We start from the raw sequence: 21,229 nt of genomic DNA, 5'->3' as shown, positions 1-21,229 counted from the left end.
AATTTATTTGTTACTAATCGTTTATGTAATTATGATCTATTTGACCTGTTACAATAGTTTTTGCCGATTCTCTATAAATTATTTTTGGTCCTGTGAAAATACCTCCTGTAATTTGAATATCATTAAGATTAGGTAAGCTAACATCAAAACGTCCTAAAGCAAGATCTCCTAAATTTGTTGCACTCACACGCGATAACATCATAATAGGTGCTAAAGGTTGTGCAACATAGCGTTCTTCTGTTGGATCTTTTGGAACAGCGTCTAAAAAGTTGCTTGGTTTTGGAATTAAATTATCAAACCGGTCTTTTATTAATTGCCTGAATTCTTCCGACATGAATCGAAGTCCTTCTAAACCTGTATCTGCTGGAAAATTAGTTGTTGAATTTGGAATTGTTTGTGCAAAAGAAACACCTGTAACTACAGTATTAGTAAATCGGCCTCTTTTAGTAATAGGTTTTAATTCGGTTGAAGCTATATAAACAGACGACAAACTATTAATTGCTTTGATGTTATTTGCTTCAATATCGCTACAAATTCTAGAATGTGGCTTCATAAATAGTGCAGCAAAACCCTCTTCGATTTCGATATTATTTAAAAGAATATGATGAATGTTTCCAAAAGATTGGTCTACAATATCATTAAATGGATCTCCTGGTTTTCCGTTTCCTGTTTCTAAACGTACAGTAATTCCTTTTTTACTTTTAAGATTTTCTAATAATACATTATTTCCACTAAAAAGCTGTACTAAAGCATATCCAACGGCTGTATTTTCTACATCTCCATCTTTAACAACACCAAAGGAAGGTACTCTATTTAATGTTGAAACAACACTTGCTCCATTTACATATTGATCGTCTGCTATTAAGAAAACAGCTGGAATCTTCGTGAAGTTGTCTAAAATAGTGAATCTTGATATTGCAAAGTTTTGTGCATAGGCAACTCGAATTGGAATGGCTTCTGCTATGGGTGCAAATTTTGTAGCATCAATTACAAAACGCTTGTTTGGATTCTTGGCAATTATTTCTACATTATAGACTTTATCTTGCATTCTTGATGCTTCTCTACCAATATTAAATAATACTCTGGCATTCATTTTAAAAACAACACCGGGTCTCATTTCTAAGCGAACATTCGATTTTAGGTTAATTTGGTTTAAAGTATGCGTACCTCTATTAAAAATAATAACTCCTCCTCCTGAAGCTGAAGCCGATGTTATGGAATCGTTAATGGCTTTTGTTGCTGCTACAATTTCTGCATTGGTTGTTCCTGAAGGTAAAAATGTTGCTTTTAAATTTTTAGGAATTAGATCTTTATAGAAGTCTATAGCGGTTCCATTCAAATTCCTCGTAATGTTACCAATAGAGGAATTTTGAGCATCCGCAGTATGGGTTGCCAAGAGAAAGGCAAGACTAAAAGCCGATTTTAATAGCGTCATTACGCTTAGCGGATTGCTACTTTTTGTTCTATTTGTTTTGTTTTGTTTCATTCTTGATAGTATTTTTTTTAGTGTTTTTAAAGTTTAAGAGTAACTATAGAGCAAGTAGTAATTACTTACTCTATAGCTTTTATAAGTCTAAAATGTGTAATTCCGTTTTTTGGGACAAAAAGGCATTGTAATTATGTATTATTAGACTTACTCTTTATAAAACTTTAATAATGTGGTTTTCTCTTCATCAGTAATTAATGCTATATAAACTCCTGGTTGAAGGTTATTAATATTTAATGAAATTCCATTTTCTGTTTTTTGTTTTTCTATTGTTATTCTTCTGCCTGAAAGATCTACTACCGAAATGCTTTCTGCGTTTTCTACACCTGAAATAATCATAATGTCTTTTGCTGGGTTAGGATATAGCACAATCTTATTTTCAATTGTGTTCTCTACTTGTTTATTAGTTGTTAAGACAGGTATTATTTTCCATTTTTGATTTCCATTATTTTCTCCATAAAAATAGGTATGCACATTTGTATTTAATGTTCCATTGTTTCTATCTAATCCTTGTGTTAAACAATGCGCTGGTTTTAATCCATAAATTCCTGAACCATTTGCAACAACTTGCCATTTTTGATGATTTCCTAATGCATCTGTATAAGTAGCAACTTGTGTTGCATTTTCACATTTTGCAAATGGTACTTCTAAATATCTATTTGTACCTCTATTCTTAATTGTATATATATTATTTCCTAAATGATTAAAAATCCATTCTTGATCACTATAATTACCTGGATTAACCATTTTAGTCTGATGATTTTCTAGTGCTCTAGAGAGTAATCTTTGATTTGAAGATGTAGATTCTATAGTATAAGTACCATTTGCAATTAATTGTGAGAAAGGAGCCTCTACTTCAAACACTTTATTATTAGACACAATAATTGCTTGCCAATCTAATCCAGTTGGTACAAGCCAAACACTTAATTTGTATCCAACACCAGAAGCTAGCGGATTTGCTAAACTTATAGTTGCTGGAGTTGTACCAATACCTTTAGCTACACTCACTCTTGCTCGTCCTAACCAAACATTTGAAGCGCTTTTAATTTCTACAATTATATCTCTCGGTTCATTTGCTGCATAATTAACGTTAAAAGTATACGTATTATTAATAGCTAACTTATCTGGTGCATTAATAAAATCAACCGATTCAACTATTGGTGTTGAAATTCCGTTACAACCTTCACCTGGTAGACCATAACAAATATTATTTGGACCTTGAGCAATATTCCAATCAATGCCAGGAACCCAGTTGTCACCTAATTCGTAAGCACCCGCATCTGGTTTAGCTCCTTTATACCCATTTGTATAGCCTGTGATAACTCTTCCGTAATCCACGGCAGGAGCATTTGCTTTCAAATGAAAATCGTTATTTGCCCAATTTACAAAAGACTCTTTGCTTACAATATTATTTTGCTTATCCGATTGAGGTTCCCATGTAGTTTCTGTTTCTTGTCCACCAGCAGTCTTAGTCGTCTGTTTATCTGTAATGTTGTTCCATACTTTTACATTCGAAAAAGCTGTTCCTGCTTTGTGCCATGCTCCCATTGTACCTCTATCTGCTTTACAAAGTGTGTTATTAAACACATCAATATTTTTACCGTTCCAATTGATTTGAATGTTTGTCCACTCTACATTCCAAACCACATTTCTATAAACACGCACACCAGCAGCATCATTATCCATATAAATACCCGCTGCCTTGTATAACTTACCTCTTCCAATTGCATCATGAAACCAATTGTGATGAATATCCATATTTAAGTTTGGACCAATGGTATAAAGTAGCGCGCAATCGTCTGCTATCAAGTTGCTAAATGAAATATCATTCCAAGCCACTTCAGACCCAGGGTTAGTTATTTGAAGGGCATCTCTACCTCCTTTTGTTATTGTGTTGTTTAACACTTTAGTGTTAGAACCTCCACCTCTGGCCATTACTGGTCCATCATACATTCCTACGTAATTAAAATCATGAACATAATTATTTCGAATAATTGTGTTTTTACCAGAATCCCAGACTCCAGACCCATCTCCATAACCAATCTCACATTTTTCAATAATAGTATTTCTAGCATTTTTTTTCACAAAAACAGCGTTTACACCAGTACTAATACCTTTTTCAATACCTCTTGTCATACTTCCGTATAATACCTTTGAGTTAGAAATTTTATTACCGATTCCATTGATCAAAATAGAACCTCCAAATACCGCTAAATTTTTAATATGAATGTGATTTCTTCCTTCTAAGTCTATAGCTGTAGTTCTTCTTGACATTTGCACTTCACCATCTTTTGGTTGCGCATTATTTGGAAGTTTAATAAAAAGAGTTTTGTTAGCTGGATTGAAATACCATTCATTTTTATAATCTAGAGCTTCTTTTATACCCTCTAAATAAAAATCCCCTTTGAAAACAGGTGGGTGATACTTCATAATCCATTTAACGTTTTTATTGGCATCAAAATTTACTCTTCCTTGAGATTGACCTTTAATTAATGCTTTCCATGTTGACCAACCAGCACCAGTATTGTCTCCGTAAAATAGTATAGATCCGCCATTAGACCAATTCCAATTTGGAATATCCGTATCTGTTAAAAAAGCATTTGCATCTACTTCTTTCGCACTACCACCATCATTTCGTTCAGAATTAAGTGTAAAACGATCGCCATCAGTATTATTTGGCCACCTAGCTAAATCCAATACAGTAGTATTTCTCATAACAAAATTACGTTGTCCGAGGTCCCAGTTTGTGGTAGTTTTCCAAATCCCATTACCATCCGAAGTCCAACCGTTTAAAGCTTGCATAGCCGTAATGATTACCTTTTCTCCGGGTAATGATTGAAAAGTAATTGGGGTACCATTTTGTCCTGAATTTGCAGGTTTTAAAGTCTCTTCATAAGTTCCTCCTCCAATAAACACAATATCTCCAGCAACCGCAACAGATGCAGCTTTAGATATTGTAAGGTATGGAGCTGCTTGAGTACCTGGGTTGTTATCATTTCCTGTTTTTGAAACATATATGTTTTTTGCAAATGCATTTGAAAATGATACTATAAGCAGTAAAATTTTAAAAATTGTTTTCATTTTGTGTTCTTTTTATCTATTATTTACATAAAATTTGTTTGCATCAATACTAAATATGAAGTTTTGATTGATGTTAAAAACCTTAATTTTTTTTAATGCAATTAAAGTTGATATTTGATTTTTATTCTTTTATAAATTTGTATGAATTTTTAGTGTTTCCATTTGCAATTAATGCTATGTATACACCTGCTTCTAATTGACTTGTATTTATAACAATTCCATTTTCTGATTTTTGTTTTTCAACAGCAACTATTCTTCCCGAAAGATCTACAATTGAAACACTTTCTGTATTTTCTATTCCTGTTATAGTAATAAAATCTTTTGCTGGGTTAGGATAGATATTGACATTAGAATCTATAGTTGAAGAAAGTGTATTTATAACCCTTGCAGATGTATTTGCTGCAATGATTTTCCATTTTTGATTAGTATTGCCAGACCAATAAGAATAAGTATGCACATTAGTATTTAAAGTTCCATTATTTCTGTCTAACCCTTGTGTTAAACAATGTACTGGTTGTAATCCGTAAATACCATTTCCATTTTGTACTATTTTCCATTTTTGATGGTCTTGACTACCTTGTGTATAAGTTGACACTTGAACAAAATTTTCACATTTAGCATAAGGTACTTCTAGAAATCTATTAGTTCCTTTGTTTTTAATTGTGTATACATTGTTTCCTAAATGATTAAAAATCCATTTTTGATCATTATATGCTAATGGGTCATGCATTACTGCATTGTGGTTTTCTACTGCTCTTGAAAGTAATCTTTGATTTGAAGATGTAGATTCTATGGTATACTCTCCATTTGCAATTAATTGAGTAGTAGGATCTGGATTATTATTTCCTTGAATAGTTAAATTTTGAACTTTATTAGCAATTACATTCGCACCATTAAGAAGTTCAACTGAAATAGAGTAAGTACCAGAAGCAAGAGCATTATTTAAATTTACTGTGAATGATTTGTGGCCAAAACCAGCTAATGCAACATAATTTTGTTGTTTTACAATAATACCATTATTATTCTTAATGACAATTCGGATTGTTCTATCAGCGTTTGATTTGTACAATACAGGAAATGAATAAGTAGTAGTTGCATTTCTAGTGTCTACAAAATTTTTGAAATCTACCGATTGCGTGAAGATTGCCTCATTCTCATCATCCATACTTGTAGGTTGATCCACAGGTAATTTTGCATAAGCTCTTATCCAATTATATAAAGAGGCGTTAATACTGTCATCGTTCAATTGTTGATTCGTAGGTAGTGGTCTTGCCCAATTATACGTTTCAGTTACCATATTTATTTTCATTGGGTCTTTGAAAGGATCAGAAACAATGTCTGTTCTAAACTTTACTAAACCTATAAAATCATTATCTACAAAGAATGATGCTTCTTGAGCATTTTTCCAATAACATCCATACGTATGAAAATCTTGCCAAGCTTCTGTTCGTCCTCTAAGAGAAGCATCTCCACCCTGTAAATCTCCATCTCTAATTTCAACTTGATTGTTCCCTCTTGAATAAAATATTTCTGCTGCTCCTGGATCTTTACGTAATCTATAATGGGTATTAAATTTCATTTTTTTTCTGAAATCGCTACTAAAATTACCTGTTCCACCTATACTTTCGGCAATATCTAACTCTTGACTATAAGAGTCATTATTATCTGCCGTTCTTAACTCATCTCTTTTTGATGAAGAAAGCCAAAAAGTAGTAGACATATTTATTTTTGACGATTTAAAATTACACTCATAATAGCCATAATGAGCCGATTCTCCTTTAGATTGCACTGCCCCTCCAGAGATTGTATAGCCATTTTGCGTTCCTACTGGAACACCTGGTTTATTTCTTATCACCATATTTCCACCTCCAACACTAACTGAACTAGGATTAAAGAATGCCGGTTTCCTACCTTGCCATCCTGAAAATGTGTTATTCCATTTATTGGAGTTTAAACTTGTTCCGTTAAATTCATCTGAATACTGATCATTACGCACCCATCGTTGTCCTAACTCGGGTTCTGGTGGTTGTGCATGAGCAAAATTTAACACACATAATAGAAAAGCTCCTAAAAACCTTCTGAATTCGATTCTTTTTTTCATAATTAATAATTTGTTTACTTGTTTATTAAAAATTCTCGTTGCGTATTTGTAAAAATAAGCCTGTGGGAAACGAATTATTTTTACTATTAAAAATGTAATATATACTCAACGAGAGATTTTTTTTATTTAATTATTTTTTAACGACTTGAATCATTGTTTTCCCATTTATAGAAATAATATAATTCCCTGTATTTAATGATGAGAAATCGATTATTTCTTTTTCAGATTTCGCAGTAACTACAACTTTTTTGTTTCCAGAAAAATCATATATAACTAATTCATCACCAATTTTCAAGCCTGAAACTGTAGTTGTTTCTTCAATTGGATTTGGATATACTTTCACTTTTGTAATATTAGATGAAGTAACGTCTGCATCGCTATTCTTACTTAGAGTTGCACAAGTTACATTAAGAATTAACTGTGGTGAACTTGTTCCTTCTTTAGAAGAAAATGAAACATCATTACCTCCAGTTTGCTTAACTATTAACGTAATTGTTTCTCCAGAAGTAATTCCTGCTAATGACCATTCATAAGACTGACCAATATTATAGTTTGCATTTAACGTTCCTATTTTTGTTCCTTCATTTGGTTTGTTAGTTGTAGAAAGATTATTTTCAGTCCAAGTATTCGAACTTCCTTTAAAAATTTCAATTAAACCAGTTCCGCTATCTGTAGACACATTAAGTACTAATTTTGCAGAAGTAATATTTCCTGTAATTGTTGGTACAACAAATTTTAAATAAGAAATTCTTTTTCCACTTTCTACTCTTAAATCGCTAGTATTAAAACGAGTTGTTCCTTGTAAGTAAGCGTCTTCTAACACATTAATAGTTATTTGACTTTCACAGTCTCCTCCGTTTCCATTTCCGTTTCCTGAACCGTCTTTTTTCACAATCAATGCAACCCAATCATTATTATCTGGAGCAATTAAATTATTTCCTAAAGTTTTTTTTGATGATAAATTACCACCTGTTCTTGGATTATACCATTGTACTTCATAGTTATTATTTCCTGTTGGTAAACTTAAAGATGTACTTCCTCCGTTTGGTCTATAAACAGCATAAGCTTCTCCTGTTTTAGCCAAAACAAAATCATTTGAATCTGATGTTACATTATCTAAACTTACCATGTCTACCATATAAGCTTGCATGTATGTATTGAAAAAATCTACTGCATAACCTCCATGCTTGTATTTATCGCCTCTTAATCGATGGTTTTGGTTGTTAATATCGCCATCTGTTTCTGTATAACCATAATAATATTCAACACCTGTTCCTCCAGCCATTAGCGTTCCCCATAAAACATCTTTTCTTACAGAAGCTTCACTTGCTACACGAATACCTTCTCCTGCACTTCCTTGCTCGTCATTTGCAACCACCCATTTTTTGCCTGCATTTCGAGAGTTTTCAAGCCATCTTTTTACATCGTTATGGACTTTATTTTTATCTGTTTGAATTGATGCTCCTGTAATATCTGTATTTCCTAACAATGGATTGTATCGTTGATCTTGTTGATCAGGAAAAGTATGAATTACAATATGATGCTTGTAGGGATCTAAATTTTTAATGTAAGTTGCAGTCGCTTTGGCCACATTATCTGGCAATGTAGTTTCTTCTGTTAAGTTCCAGTTTAAAGCTAAATGATGACCAAATCTTGCGATAAGCTCTCTGTAGTATAATTTTCTTTCATTTCCGAAAGTATTACCATCCATGAAATTATCATTCTCTGTTTCCATCGTTTTGAAATGCAAATAGACTCCTTTTTTATCTGCATATTCCATTATTTTCTCCCATTGTGCCAATTTTGAAACATCAAAGCGATTTTTATGCATTTTATTCCATTGTGCATTTCGAGCAGTTCCTTCATAATCGCTAATTGAACCTTGTAAAATATGTGGAAAAACTGCTCCATCATCTCCACCTGTATTCCATGATAAAAAAGACATTGCATTGGCACCTTGACTAGATAAATAATTAACTGCACCTAGTAATCCTTTTCCTTTTCCACCATTCCATGTATATGCAGCAGCATCTGTAGCAACATAATCAACCACATGTGATTGCCATGTTTTATTACCCACTTTATTCAAGTTGTTTGTATAATTTGGAGTCGCATCAAAATCGGTATAATTAAATGCATTTTCAGGTGAATCTGCTCCTGCTTTTGTAAACCAAGGTCCATTTGGGTTTGATGGATTTGTACCAATGTGTTTTAGGTAATGTTCACCAACATATTTAAGTCTCCCTAAACTTTTGGTTCTAAAATCTCTTCCCGATTTATCTGATTCTGAAATTGTCATATTTCCTGACGTTCCATCCATAAATCCTCCACTCACTCCACCACCGTTGATGGCTACATTTGAACCCGACTTAAATGAAGCCGTCCAGTTCCATTTTCCTATATCGTCTGGAGAAAAATGAACTCTCCATTTATTTCCTGATGTACAACTATTATCTTCTGCATTACCACAAGCAGCAAAATAACCAGGAACAGTGAAGGTTCTATTAGTACCTACATGTATAAAAGTAACTTCTAATCTATAATCTGAAAACGGATTAGGAGTTGCTGTTTCGTTTGTATTTGGCCCATTAAAAGTTAAGGAAACCTTATGCCATCGTTTTAATTCTCCCTCAGGAGTTTGAGCATTTAGTATTAATCCGTAAAGGGAAAATACAACTAGAAAGCAAAAATTCAATTTTTTCATGATTGTGAATTTTTAAATTAATAAAAGTTTGTTTGTTTTGATTAATAACAGTGATTTTCTTCTTTAAAAAAGCTTTACTTATTTCTTTACTCAATTACTAGTTTTAATTGTTTTTTTCCTTTAACCACTAGAATATACATTCCTGCTTTTAAAGAAGAAATAGACAATGTCTGTTCTGTACTTATTACTTTTAAATCTTGAATCGTTTTACCTTGAAGATCATGAATAGAAATTTCATCACCTACTTCTAAACCAGAAACTGTTACATCGTCTTTCGCTGGATTTGGATACATTGTAAGATTTACGCTGTTTGAGTTAGAAGTAGAGGCTTCATAACTGTTTTTATTTGTTGAGCTACATACAACATCGAGCAATAATTTTGGCTGATTACTTCCTTCTTTAGAAGAAAATGAAACATCATTACCTCCTATTTGTTTTACAATTAAAATAATTATTTCTCCAGAATGTATTCCTGACAATAACCACTCATAGGACTGTCCTATATTATAATTTGTATTTAATGATCCTATTTTTGTACCTTCATTTGGTTTGTTACTTGTAGAAAGATTATTTTCAGTCCAAGTATTCGAACTTCCTTTAAAAATTTCAATTAAGCCATTTCCACTATCTGTAGACACATTAAGTACTAATTTTGCCGAGGTAATATTTCCTGGAATTGTTGGTACAACAAATTTTAAATATGAAATTCTTTTTCCATTTTCAATTCTTAAATCTCCAGTATTAAAACGCGTTGTTCCTTGTAAATAAGCATCTTCAATAACAGTAATAATCTCTTTACTATTACAGTTATTTCCTGAACCATTACTTGATGTAGTTAAAACCACTGGATATAATGTTCTTCCTGATGGAGTTAATGAAGCTGCTAATGCAGGAAAATTTGTAGCGTGATCTGCTGGCTTTACTTGTCTTGGTCCTTTGTATAATAGATTTGGGTTTGACCAAGGTGTTGCATTATTATGATTCTCTTCTTTACAGTTATTTCTAAAAATGAAATTAGGATTTTTAGAATTTTGATGCTGTATAGACCAAGGTCCCATTATTGCATAATAATTAGGTTCACTCGAATTATTATAGGGTGCATTGGGTGTGTCTGCCTTAGAGTTTGGCATATCTGCGGGTAATGTTATTCTATTGAACTCGATTAAGTTATTTCCATTATCTCCACTATGAAAACTCACTTCTTGTTTGAAATCATTATCGTAAACCACATTATATTCTACATTACTTCCTTGCAATGAAATGTGTCTGATATGTGTAACTTCACAACCTGTAATAAGATTATATGCTCCTTGAATAAAGAAATATCCCTGCGCACCACCTGCCTTTTTATGTGCTCCATCTACTTTTAAATCTCTTAAAGTAATATGATTTGCAGGGCATCTTACAGGGTCTTTAGCTGAATTAATAATATTTACTCTATCTAACCAACAATCTTCTGAATCATTAAATTTAACAGATATATTATCATTTGAAGGAAGTTCGTCATTTTGATTCAGACTATAATTCCAAGGATATTTTGGTGTTCCCCAACTTCCTTCAATTGTTAAATCATAAATTCCACAATTTTTCACTTTGTAAAAGCTGAATGCATCTCCATTTGTCATAGATATGAAACATTTTACACCCGTTCTACTTTCTCCTACTAATGAAACATTAGATTTCATTACAATTCGACTATTAATTGTATAGGTTCCGTTTTTAAGTAAAATATAAACAGGATTGCTTTTTGATGCCGAACTTGCAGCTGCAGCAATCTTTGAGTTGATTGTTGCGCTATTTGCACCACTATTGATAGTTTCTACTTTTTGTAAATCTTTAATAAAAGGAATTCCTTCAGAAGCTCCTGCTTTTTCCCATTCCTTCATTTGTGGGTAGCGAGGGTCATATTTAGAAGTATCAAATGTTACTCCTGGATCTCCAACTCGTTGTTGCGCGTTTACTTTTGAAGGTAAACTCACTAAAGCAATCAATCCCAAGATGCTTAAGTTAATTTTTTTGATAGTTTTCATGTTTGTTTATTTGTTTGCTCTTTATTTCACAATGATCTTTTTCAAAAATGTGCATAACAACACATTTAGATAAGTTGCAACTTTACAGCACACAACATCTCAAAAAAGAGTGTAAAAAAAATAGATATGATTTTTTTATAAAAATTATAAGAATAAAGAAGGCATCAATAAAGAATCAACAGTAATGATTTATTACTTATAGACAGAAATTAAATTTATAATAGATTTTAGGGCTAAAAACATCTAAAATTTAAATCAAAAAAAAACAGATATTATGATAACGTATTGTCTATGCAATAAATCAGACATTGCTATAGTATAAACAAAAACCACTACTTTCTTGAAATATACCTACAATGAATACAACCTTAAATATTATGAAATAGATTGTAATAACTGTTAATTCTCTAAATGATACTTTTCTTTAGTAAACTAATTGTTTATAAAAAATAAAAGAATGTGGGTTTATTACTGCTTTTATTTCACTTTTCATTCCCCAATTAAAGTAATTATAGATCGCAATAATACCCACAGTGTTGTAGTCAAGTGAAATTGGATTAAATCCAATTGATTGTATTTTGACATAAATAGTGTTTCTAAATAATGCCAATAAAACAATCAAACGATGTTTTGATTTAATTTGTTTCATTAGTTTAAGTGTTTCTTGTTTGTTTATTTGTTTGCTTTGATAGTATAAATTATTAAGTTTTCCCAATCACTTAATAATGGGCAAAGTTGATAAACATTTGAAATGTATTGCAAAAAAATAAGGGTACATTAGGGGTACATTTCAAGAAAAATATACAAAAACAAGGCACATTTAGCATACCTTATATTTTTAACCCGACAAATGTTAAAGTAATTTACAATGATATTGGTAGATAGTAAATTATTTTTCTTATTTCTGTTTTTTTTATTTTAAACACTTTTATGTAATACAATTGAAGAAAGTTTATTTTTTAATTAGCTATTTCTTATTCATTTAGTAGCAACAAGAAATAATGTGCTGCAGACCAACTAAAATTATAGGCCTCTAGACCTTTACCAGAAAGGGGTTGATAGTTTTCTCTAATTGCTTCTCCTACTTTAAGAACTCCCTTTGCATTATGTATAAGTTTTCTAGCCAAACTATTTGCTTCTTTTATATATCCATAGTTTTCTAGTCCTTTTACAACAAAATAACTTTGACCCAGTCAAATTGACCCTCTCCAATAACCATTATCGGGTGCAAATTTTAGTTCATTGACAGCTAAAGTTGGTAAAGGTACATAGGTGTTTAAAATGCTTTCGTTTAAAATATTTAATTTTATCAACTCAGCCTGTTCTTTTGATGCCACTTTTGCCCGTAACGGTAAATATCCTTCACAACCCATTACTTTTATTTTATTCTTTCCGTCTAATGATGTATCAAAAAACCATCCTGAATTGCTATCCCAAAATTGTTGCTGAATTTTTGCTTTTAGTGCTACACTTTCTGCTTTAATTTGTTTTGTTTCTGTTTATAAGGCTAGTAATAAGGCTATTTTAGACAATTCGTTTTTTTTAACATATAAAAAAGAATTCAAATCGACACTTTCCTGATTGAGTAAAAAAGCGGTTTTATTATTTTTAAGCAGCATACTTTCATCAAAACGAACAGCATTGTCCTGTCCACTTTTTCCTCTAGCATTTGAAGTCACGTAAAAAACATCGCCTGCAGTTAAGCTTGCACTATTTACTTTATTTAACGTTTTCCATGCCGAAGAAGGAAAAATTCCATTATTACCATCATTCCCCGTGCTGCTAACATAAAAACTTCTTTGCGCTTGAGCAATACTAAAAGTAACCACTGTCATTAAAAATGTCAAGAAGACATTTTTATTTTTTTTTTATGTTTGTTTGTTTGTTTTAACTTATAAATTTACACATTAGAACAAAGCCGAAACATAATAGAAGGAGTACTTTTTAGGCAGTTAGAACACAAAAAAGAGTACATTAAAGGTATATTAGGAGTACATTTAGGGTACATTCGTTTTTTTGCTATTTCATTATATTAATATTCTATTTTTTTTTGTTCCTTTAAAAAAACTATAGAAAGAAAACAAACATGAAACTATCAAAAAAAAATGCTTACCTCTATCTCCTTTTTCTATTTTCTTTGTCCTTAAAAACCAATAATTTATATGCGCAAAAAAAAATAGAGTTTAAAGTAGACAGTATTATTGATGTAGCTCGAGAAAAATTAATTTTTAATGTTGAATTACTCCATAAAGCGACAAAGCTTGCAAAAAAATACGATTATGGCAAAGGTTATGCGAGAGGATTACTCAATATTGGTGCCTATTATAGTAATACTGGTAGGATAGATAGTTCAACCATTTATTTAGATAGTTGCGAAAAATTTGTTCAAACTAAACCAGATTTAGAATTCATTTTAAGCTATGTCTACAATCACAAAGCTATTATTTTAACGAATCAGGAATTTTTCAGTAAAGCATTACAACAATATAATCTAGTATATAAGCTAAACCTAAAATATAAAAATCCAAGTGTTGCTCTCGATGCAAAAATCAACATGATTAGTTGTTACCTTAAACTTGAAGGTGGAAAAAAAGCATTAGAAATGGTTAATCAAATTAAGAAAGATTCGTTACTAATAAATAGTGAGAAGAATAAAGTGCCAATTTATAAATTAAATTCAATTACTGCTTTATCCTATTATCATTTAGAACAATATGACAAAGCTCTCGAATATTGGAATGAAAACTTGAAAATTATTCAATCAAAAAATAACAATCACGAAAATGGTTATATCTATACATCTATTGCAGGCTGTTATTTGAAAAAAGGAGATTATAAAAAAGCCTTAGAAAACGCACATCATTCCGAGAAAATACTCCTATCTGAAAATGATGATAATGAATCAAAAATTGGGATTAATAAATTATTAGGGATTATCTATCATGAATTAGATAATCCTACAAAATCAAATTCCTATCTAGAAAGAGTAGTCAACAGTAACAATCATAACACTAAAAGCAAAGAAGTAGCCTACAAATATATTAGCCTCAATTATGAAAAATTAGAACAATGGAAAGAAGCTACAGAAACCAATACTAAATACCGAAAACTTATTGATAGTGTGAATAAAACCCGGGAAAAAGAAGCCGCTTTGTTTCATTATAACGATTTTAATTTCATTGAAGAAAAACATAAAAATAAACTATTGAAACAAGAAAACACTAGACAATACTTAATAATAGGTGTTATTATTATTGTTTTTGGATTAATATCTATTTATGTATACTATAGGTATTTCAAGAAAAAAATAGAATCTGAACGAATCGTTGAAGATGCGAGTAAGAATAAACCTTTAGAAATAAATGAACGAGAAGTACTAACCAATCATATTAAGCAAAGAGAAGAAGAATTATTAGGAACTGCGGTAACAATTTCTACTCAAATGGAAAAAATTAGTAAAATTAAAAGCGAACTCTCAACAGCAATAGAAAGCGAAGACAAGTCGCGATTAAATCAAGTAAACAAATCGGTTAATGAATTCATCGAGTCCTATTCTAACCTAACAACAATGTTTAACAGAATCGAATCGCAATATCCAGAAATCACTTCTGTGCTTAAAGAAAAATATCCGCAACTTTCAACCAACGACATTAGACATTGTTTACTTTTAAAACTAGACCTTTCCATTAAGGAATGTGCTCAATTATTAAATGTTTCTACACATGCTGTAAAAATGGCTCGAAAGAGAATAAAAAACAAAATGGATCTAGCCGAAGACGAATCGTTAAAAAAGCACATCAATTAAATTTTTATCCATTAAAAAGAGTCCAACATTTTATGTTGGACTCTTTTATTTGTTTTTAAATAAAAATGTTTTAAGCTCGTCTACACAAACCTTCAAAAGGTCCTGAAGTAGCGCAATAACTTCCAGTTGGACAAGATCCATCTGGTCTACATGCTAATCCACCATTAATGTTTTTTTTCTCTTTTTTATTCAATACTTGAACTCCCAATTGATCTAAAATTTTGTTTAACATAATTTAATTTTTATTGTTTATAATATTTGTATTCATATTTTAATGTCAATTATTTTTTCTATTAGTATAGATCAGGAAAAGTGCAGTTGCCTGTACTATTAGGATATAAACCTGGAATAGAACCATTAGAGCAATAAGAAAAACAAGAATGATTTACTCTCCTAATACCAACATAGCAAAAACAATTACAATCGTCCGTTTGTTCTTTAATTCCTCCATTAATTGCTTTTAACTCAATTTTCGTTAAATTTTTTGCGCCTTCTAACTTTAAAATTTTGTTTAACATAAATTCTGTTTTTTTGTGTGTTTGTAAATCTGTTACGAATTAATAATCAAATATCTGATTACCAATACATAAAATTAACAAAAAAACAATAGCAAATCAATTTCAAACTGTTAAATCCATTCTAGTTTTTCTATATAGTTATCAGGAACATAGGTTAAGTACTGAACCATTCTTGGCGATTTTCCAAAATTAGGCGTTGCACAATGAGGTAGCGCTTGATTCCAAATAACAAAATCACCCGCTTCTCCAATTATTGCTTTAGGAGTTAAAGTTTGTAATGCCACCTCTCTTGGGTTTTCATTTACAGCAATCGATTTCAGCCAATCTTCAATCTTCACGTGAAAACCTGGTACACAATGAAAAGCACCTTCCTTTTCATTACAGTTCGATAAATATAATAATCCTTGCAAACGAAAAGGAATAGGAGGTTTCAAACTCACATCCCAATGCAATCCACTCCCAAAAAAAGTATAATTATCGGTTATAGGAGGATTAAAACTAACCTTATCAATCGTTTTACAAATAGCACTCGTTTTATACAACTGCTCATACGCTTTTCTAATTTTTAAAGACGCTCTGTTTTTCTCTAAAGTACTATGGTGAAAAAAATTAACCATCATACCTCTTTGATCTTCATGAATTGTATACCATGAAGCAACATCTTTTGGCTTTTTATCTAAAAAATTCCAAATTGCCGTTTGTGTAGCCAAACAATCTTCTATAGGAATAGCATTTTTTAAAACCAAATAACCATTCGTTTCCCAAAAAAGCAAATCTTCTTTCGTTAAAACATCTTCTACTAAACCCGTTTCTTCTTCCTGTTTTTTCGCTTTCCCTTCAATCCATTTTTTAAAGACAATACTATCTGGTTTTTCATTATAAAAATAATGCAAGGTTTCCTCCATACCAATGCCTAATCCATTCAAGTAAGCTACTTCATTGTCCCAAGAAGATTCAATTATAGCATTTGAATCATTAATTCTATTCCAAAAATTCTCAATTAAATCCAATTTCATTTCACCAGTATTAGTACATCAAAAATAGAAAAAGGAAGCTATTAAGCCTCCTTTTTCTTCTTAGTTTTCTTCTTTTCCTTCGCTTTCTTATCTTTCTTAGGCTTCAAAATTTCTGTTTTGTCTTTAATTCTTTTCTCAATTTCTTCTAAGAAATAATGGTAATCATTATTTAGAATGCTTAACTTCATTTCTTTTAAAACCTTTTTCACTTCCTTAAATTCTCTTTTAATTTCATAAAATTGAATTTTCTTCATTAAAATTTCTACTTTGTTTATTCCTTTAATAGTCAATGCAAAGTCAATTAATTTTATGGCTTCCTCTAAATCTTCATTAGATAATAAAGTTTGAATATAATAAGGATAAACAGCTATGGCATAAATATTAATACCTAATGCTTCTTGAAAATATTTTTTAGCTTCTTCATAATTAAACAATTGTTCGGCTTGCAATCGTGCATACAAACACAAAGCCATCGTGTTTTTATTATCATACGACAAAGCGTACTCTAAGGATTCTATTGTTTCTTCTAAAGAATAGGGATAACTATCCATTGCCTGAAACAGGTATTTATCTATTGATTTCATTTTTTTAGTAATTAGTTACTATCTGTATTAACTCTTTTCTCTTTTCTTTAGCTCTTGGGCGTGCCCTTTCAGGTCAGGCTTTTCACTACAAGTCCTCGTTCGTTCCTCACTGTGGGCTTTCCGTTACAATCCTTCACGCAAAAAAGTGCTATTCATTATAATCCTGCTTTTTTAATTTTAAACGTTCTTTCTTATAACTTTTGTCCACTTTTTGCTTCTTAAAGTCCGAACCTTGAAACGTTCTTGTTGGATTTCCTCGCTCAATTTGCATTTGGTTGGTCCAAGTGTTTTGCTCTTGGTTTTTAAACTGATTCAAATTGTTTTCTTCTATCTTTAGCTTTAAGCGTTCGGTTGCTAATTTCTTGTTTTGGTGTTGCGAACGCGAATCCATCGAAACAACTGCAATTCCTGTTGGAATATGTGTAGCTCTCACTGCCGAACTCACCTTATTTACATGCTGTCCACCAGCTCCTGAACTTCGCATGGCTTGGTATTGCACATCTTTCTCATGAAATTTAGTTTCGTTCGATTGTTCTATTTCAAAAATCCCAATGAACCAATTTTTACGTTGGTGAAATTTTCGAAACGTACTCTTTCCAATCCATTGAATGGTGCCTAACCAAGACGTTACAAACTCGTTTGCTTTTTTGCCTTCTATTTGTATAATCGCAGTGGCTACGGTTCCGTTTTCGCTACCTGCTTCTCTTTGCAAAACGGTTGCTTTTAATTGCAACTCGTTTGCTTCTTCCAACACTTTTTTAAGCACTTGAGCCACAACCCAAGTACATTCTGATGGTCCTCTTCCCGAGGTTATTTGTATTATTTTTTCCATTTTTCAATTCGTTTTAAGAGCTTCTCTCTATTCTTTGCTGATTTCACAAATTGAGGCAATCTTGAAACCAATGTTTTATTAAAACTTCCTTCATTACTCCTTTCTCGTAAATCTGCTCTGATATAACGCTCTAAATAATCGATGTGATCACTATTATAAGCCCAAAAAATAGCGTTATCAAATTGTTTTTGATACCATAATTCACAGTTAAAATAGAATTCTCTTTGTTTGTTCACATCAGTATTAAAGCCATAAGTAATCTCCTCAATTTTTGGTTTAAAATCTTTATGTTCCTTACAAATTGGACATTTTAAATTTATTTTCTCTGGTTTTTCATTCAAAATCTGAGATTCATACTTGATTTTATCCTCATTGTTACAGCAAAAAGTATCCACTATTGCTTTAAACTTCTTCATTTGACCTTTTTGAGCAAAATAGCAGTGTTTGCATTCTAAAATTCGTGTATCTCTATACAAATATTTTGATTCGTATGTTCTTTTAACTCCTGCTTTTGCGTTACACTTAGGACATTTTACATCTATGACATCTTCAAAATTTCCTAAGCATTTATTTTCATCTTGAAACCTTTCCATAATTTCTATAATTATTCTGCTCCTCTAGAGCATACAATTTATTTATTCCGTTTTGTTTTCTCAATTTCAAGGCCCAGCGGGGCTTTATCTTTATAGCAAAATGAATGTTTCTTATAACACTAGCTCCAGAGGAGCGACATGTTTTTACAAACAAAAATTCTAATTGTTTCCTAGCTAGCCCCGATTGTAGAAAGTAGCTCCCGATTTTTATCTGGACTACTTCGTAAAGCGGGAAAATGGACGGCTGATAATGCCCAAGCCATTCGCTTCTTGAAAAACAATTTCACTTTTTTATTATCGATCCATTCGTACTATTTTAGGAGTGAACGTACCCAAAATATCTACTAATTCGGTTTGTAAAGCCATTACTTTATTAATGTCTTTGTAGGCCATAGGTGCTTCATCGATACCTCCTCCTATTAATTTTACATCATTGTCTGCCAAGATTTTTTTAATCTGACTTTGTGTAAAACTAGATTTGCATTTGGATCTCGAAAACAAACGTCCTGCTCCATGAGAAGCGGAATTGAGGCTTTCCTCGTTTCCTTTGCCCTTTACAATATATCCAGGTGCTGTCATAGAGCCAGGAATGATTCCCAAAACACCTTTTTGTGCTGGTGTTGCTCCTTTTCTATGCACAATACATTCTTTTCCATCGACTTTTTCTTTCCAAGCAAAATTGTGATGATTTTCGATAGTAACCACTACTTTTTTCCCTAATGCTTTGGCAATTCTACGGTGAATATCATCGTGACAAGCCTTTGCGTAATCTCCTGCCAAGTTCATAGCCAACCAATATTCTTGTCCTTCTTCCGTGTTTAAATCGAGCCAAGCTAAATGTTGCACATTTTTTGGTAACGGACATTTTTTGGTTGCTAAATCGGTATAATGTTGGGCAATATTTGCTCCTAAACCTCTTGAACCACTGTGCGATAAAACCGCTAAATATTCTTTGTGTTCTAATTCCCATTCGGGTAACGGATTACTTAACTTCACGATACCAAATTCTACAAAGTGATTCCCTCCTCCTGACGAGCCTAATTGTTTGTAGGCTTTCGTTTTTAGTTTTTTTAACAAAGGAATATCGTTAAATTCATCGCGATAAAACACATCATGGTCTGCCTTTATATCGTGCGTTTCGGTCATCCCGAATTTGGTATTGTCTTTCAAAATAGCAAGCAATTGATGGTCTTTTCCTTTCAAAAATGAAGCTGGTACATCGAAAATGGACAAACTCATTCTGCAACCTATGTCTACACCTACTCCGTAAGGAATCACAGCGTTTTCTGTTGCTAAAACACCACCTATTGGTAATCCGTAGCCTGAATGTGCGTCTGGCATTAAAGCACCTCTAACCGCAACAGGCAATTTTAAAGCATCATACAATTGAAACTTGGCTTGCTCGTCGATTTCATTTTCTCCAAATATGGAAAATGGTACTTTAGACGTTCGCAACTGATTGAGCTTTTTTTGTACTTGAACTGGATCTAATAATCCTTCGGCTACTTTGCTCCAAGTAGCGTGTGTTTTGAAACTTTCAGGATGCAACAATACTTCTTGAGCTTCCAATAGTATGTTTTCCTTTTTTTCTCTTTTTCTGTATCTATTAATTTGCCCTAAGGCGATGTTTATGGTATTATTTTTTGGAAAGCCTAGTTTTACTAGTTCTTTTCCTGATAATTTATTTCCCATTCTTTACTATTTTTTCGTCTACATAATCCTGATAGATCTCTTGTAAACTTTTATTTTTATTGGGGTCAATGTATTTCGATTTTTCATCGTTTTCATAATACCTATATTGACTGAACCCTATTTTTAATCTATTTATTCTATTGCGTAAATCATAGTTAGTAATCCGATTGTCAATCCATTGCAATTCGCTTTCTAAGACTTCATCAATTGCTTTTTTATGCGTGATGATGTTAGGTCTTATTCGTAGAACGTATCGCCAAGCTTCATTGAATTTATAATAGCGTAACATTCTATCAAATGTTTCGCTCCATTCTTCAACGTATGTAAAATAGGTCTTCTCTTTTTCTGTAAGACCAAATTTTTCACAGTTCCATTGCCGTGGACAAACCTGATACAGCTCTTGATGCTCTTCGACAATTGTCTTTTTACCTTTCTTTCTCACTTTTTTTGAAAATGATTTTATGTTGGAATATTTGTAGGTATTGATCTTCGTTAGCAAATGCTGAAAAAATTCAGCCTCTGGTGATCGTAATACATCTTCTCGCAACACAAAATAGCGCACCCAACCTTGTTGGTATGGATTTTCTAATGGAAGTAATGGTAAATTTCTTTTGTCTGCAAACAACTTACGTTCACGAACATAAATGGCATGCAATTGTTTCTCAAAATCTTTTTTTACTAACTTTTCCTTACGTCTTGCACTTTTAAAACGACTCGCAAAAGCATACTCGTTCTGAGTGAAATTTTCCATTTGAAAAAGTTCATTTTAGTAACATAGCAAAACAGC

16 protein-coding genes and 1 pseudogene are annotated in these 21,229 nt (G+C 31.9%); 1 reads left to right on the top strand and 16 read right to left on the bottom strand.

Translation table 11 applies throughout. The features are described from left to right. Window positions 1-13: 13 nt before the first annotated feature. From L2Z92_RS13080 to L2Z92_RS13040, 8 genes and pseudogenes are all read right to left on the bottom strand, one after another. Complete coding sequence (locus tag L2Z92_RS13080; RefSeq protein WP_236454105.1) at window positions 14-1,486, bottom strand: hypothetical protein; 1,473 nt, start codon at window positions 1,484-1,486, stop codon at window positions 14-16. A gap of 147 nt (window positions 1,487-1,633) precedes the next feature. Next, on the bottom strand, window positions 1,634-4,567 hold the full coding sequence (locus L2Z92_RS13075) for an RICIN domain-containing protein (RefSeq protein ID WP_236454102.1): 2,934 nt from the start codon (window positions 4,565-4,567) through the stop codon (window positions 1,634-1,636). Window positions 4,568-4,688: 121 nt separating this feature from the next. Next, a complete protein-coding gene (locus L2Z92_RS13070; RefSeq protein ID WP_236454099.1) occupies window positions 4,689-6,668 on the bottom strand; it encodes an RICIN domain-containing protein in 1,980 nt (659 codons plus the stop codon). 130 nt (window positions 6,669-6,798) lie between these two features. Further along, window positions 6,799-9,372 carry a DUF5060 domain-containing protein gene (locus tag L2Z92_RS13065; RefSeq protein ID WP_236454096.1) on the bottom strand — a complete coding sequence of 858 codons (2,574 nt, stop codon included), beginning with the start codon at window positions 9,370-9,372 and terminating at the stop codon, window positions 6,799-6,801. 86 nt (window positions 9,373-9,458) lie between these two features. Next, window positions 9,459-11,402: a CBM96 family carbohydrate-binding protein gene (locus L2Z92_RS13060; protein ID WP_236454094.1), complete on the bottom strand. Its 1,944-nt coding sequence runs from the start codon at window positions 11,400-11,402 to the stop codon at window positions 9,459-9,461. A gap of 424 nt (window positions 11,403-11,826) precedes the next feature. Further along, complete coding sequence (locus L2Z92_RS13055; RefSeq protein ID WP_236454090.1) at window positions 11,827-12,051, bottom strand: hypothetical protein; 225 nt, start codon at window positions 12,049-12,051, stop codon at window positions 11,827-11,829. A gap of 325 nt (window positions 12,052-12,376) precedes the next feature. Further along, window positions 12,377-12,886 (bottom strand): annotated as a pseudogene (locus tag L2Z92_RS21520) (MGH1-like glycoside hydrolase domain-containing protein). 15 nt (window positions 12,887-12,901) lie between these two features. After that, window positions 12,902-13,249, bottom strand: coding sequence for a hypothetical protein (locus L2Z92_RS13040; protein ID WP_236454082.1), 348 nt, complete (start codon window positions 13,247-13,249; stop codon window positions 12,902-12,904). A 239-nt stretch (window positions 13,250-13,488) separates the two neighbouring features. Between L2Z92_RS13040 and L2Z92_RS13035 the strand changes: the two genes are divergently transcribed. After that, window positions 13,489-15,207 carry a tetratricopeptide repeat protein gene (locus L2Z92_RS13035; RefSeq protein WP_236454079.1) on the top strand — a complete coding sequence of 573 codons (1,719 nt, stop codon included), beginning with the start codon at window positions 13,489-13,491 and terminating at the stop codon, window positions 15,205-15,207. 70 nt (window positions 15,208-15,277) lie between these two features. Here the strand turns inward: L2Z92_RS13035 and L2Z92_RS13030 are convergent, their stop codons facing one another. The 8 genes from L2Z92_RS13030 to L2Z92_RS12995 all read right to left on the bottom strand — a co-directional run bounded on the left by L2Z92_RS13030 (window position 15,278) and on the right by L2Z92_RS12995 (window position 21,193). Continuing rightward, a complete protein-coding gene (locus L2Z92_RS13030) occupies window positions 15,278-15,439 on the bottom strand; it encodes a hypothetical protein (RefSeq protein WP_236454076.1) in 162 nt (53 codons plus the stop codon). A 61-nt stretch (window positions 15,440-15,500) separates the two neighbouring features. Continuing rightward, a complete protein-coding gene (locus tag L2Z92_RS13025) occupies window positions 15,501-15,725 on the bottom strand; it encodes a hypothetical protein (RefSeq protein ID WP_236454073.1) in 225 nt (74 codons plus the stop codon). A 110-nt stretch (window positions 15,726-15,835) separates the two neighbouring features. After that, the gene (locus L2Z92_RS13020) at window positions 15,836-16,741 is read right to left on the bottom strand and encodes a phytanoyl-CoA dioxygenase family protein (protein ID WP_236454070.1); all 906 of its coding nucleotides are present in this window, start codon (window positions 16,739-16,741) and stop codon (window positions 15,836-15,838) included. Window positions 16,742-16,782: 41 nt separating this feature from the next. Then, on the bottom strand, window positions 16,783-17,325 hold the full coding sequence (locus tag L2Z92_RS13015) for a hypothetical protein (RefSeq protein ID WP_236454067.1): 543 nt from the start codon (window positions 17,323-17,325) through the stop codon (window positions 16,783-16,785). Between the two features lie 148 nt (window positions 17,326-17,473). After that, window positions 17,474-18,157 (bottom strand): peptide chain release factor H, encoded by a 684-nt coding sequence (gene prfH, locus L2Z92_RS13010; protein WP_236454064.1) that lies wholly within the window; start codon window positions 18,155-18,157, stop codon window positions 17,474-17,476. Then, complete coding sequence (locus tag L2Z92_RS13005) at window positions 18,145-18,750, bottom strand: hypothetical protein (RefSeq protein WP_236454061.1); 606 nt, start codon at window positions 18,748-18,750, stop codon at window positions 18,145-18,147. The genes prfH and L2Z92_RS13005 overlap by 13 nt, the downstream gene beginning before the upstream one ends. A gap of 294 nt (window positions 18,751-19,044) precedes the next feature. After that, window positions 19,045-20,442: an RtcB family protein gene (locus L2Z92_RS13000; protein WP_236454058.1), complete on the bottom strand. Its 1,398-nt coding sequence runs from the start codon at window positions 20,440-20,442 to the stop codon at window positions 19,045-19,047. Further along, window positions 20,432-21,193: a hypothetical protein gene (locus L2Z92_RS12995; protein ID WP_236454055.1), complete on the bottom strand. Its 762-nt coding sequence runs from the start codon at window positions 21,191-21,193 to the stop codon at window positions 20,432-20,434. Before L2Z92_RS12995 ends, L2Z92_RS13000 begins: the two co-directional genes overlap by 11 nt. Window positions 21,194-21,229 lie beyond the last annotated feature (36 nt).

This window comes from Flavobacterium jumunjinense (genome assembly GCF_021650975.2).
Classification (GTDB): domain Bacteria; phylum Bacteroidota; class Bacteroidia; order Flavobacteriales; family Flavobacteriaceae; genus Flavobacterium; species Flavobacterium jumunjinense.
Note: the sequence above shows the minus strand (reverse complement) of the source record. Positions and strands in the feature narration are given on the sequence as shown.

What these genes read in the sequence shown, in the direction of transcription:
- L2Z92_RS13020 (WP_236454070.1), bottom strand. Translation starts at nt 16,741, where the DNA reads ATGAAATTGGATTTAATTGAGAATTTTTGGAATAGAATTAATGATTCA.
- L2Z92_RS13015 (WP_236454067.1), bottom strand. Translation starts at nt 17,325, where the DNA reads ATGAAATCAATAGATAAATACCTGTTTCAGGCAATGGATAGTTATCCC.
- L2Z92_RS13080 (WP_236454105.1), bottom strand. Translation starts at nt 1,486, where the DNA reads ATGAAACAAAACAAAACAAATAGAACAAAAAGTAGCAATCCGCTAAGC.
- L2Z92_RS13035 (WP_236454079.1), top strand. Translation starts at nt 13,489, where the DNA reads ATGAAACTATCAAAAAAAAATGCTTACCTCTATCTCCTTTTTCTATTT.
- L2Z92_RS13075 (WP_236454102.1), bottom strand. Translation starts at nt 4,567, where the DNA reads ATGAAAACAATTTTTAAAATTTTACTGCTTATAGTATCATTTTCAAAT.
- L2Z92_RS13030 (WP_236454076.1), bottom strand. Translation starts at nt 15,439, where the DNA reads ATGTTAAACAAAATTTTAGATCAATTGGGAGTTCAAGTATTGAATAAA.
- L2Z92_RS13025 (WP_236454073.1), bottom strand. Translation starts at nt 15,725, where the DNA reads ATGTTAAACAAAATTTTAAAGTTAGAAGGCGCAAAAAATTTAACGAAA.
- L2Z92_RS13055 (WP_236454090.1), bottom strand. Translation starts at nt 12,051, where the DNA reads ATGAAACAAATTAAATCAAAACATCGTTTGATTGTTTTATTGGCATTA.
- prfH (WP_236454064.1), bottom strand. Translation starts at nt 18,157, where the DNA reads ATGGAAAAAATAATACAAATAACCTCGGGAAGAGGACCATCAGAATGT.
- L2Z92_RS13000 (WP_236454058.1), bottom strand. Translation starts at nt 20,442, where the DNA reads ATGGGAAATAAATTATCAGGAAAAGAACTAGTAAAACTAGGCTTTCCA.
- L2Z92_RS13065 (WP_236454096.1), bottom strand. Translation starts at nt 9,372, where the DNA reads ATGAAAAAATTGAATTTTTGCTTTCTAGTTGTATTTTCCCTTTACGGA.
- L2Z92_RS13005 (WP_236454061.1), bottom strand. Translation starts at nt 18,750, where the DNA reads ATGGAAAGGTTTCAAGATGAAAATAAATGCTTAGGAAATTTTGAAGAT.
- L2Z92_RS12995 (WP_236454055.1), bottom strand. Translation starts at nt 21,193, where the DNA reads ATGGAAAATTTCACTCAGAACGAGTATGCTTTTGCGAGTCGTTTTAAA.
- L2Z92_RS13060 (WP_236454094.1), bottom strand. Translation starts at nt 11,402, where the DNA reads ATGAAAACTATCAAAAAAATTAACTTAAGCATCTTGGGATTGATTGCT.
- L2Z92_RS13070 (WP_236454099.1), bottom strand. Translation starts at nt 6,668, where the DNA reads ATGAAAAAAAGAATCGAATTCAGAAGGTTTTTAGGAGCTTTTCTATTA.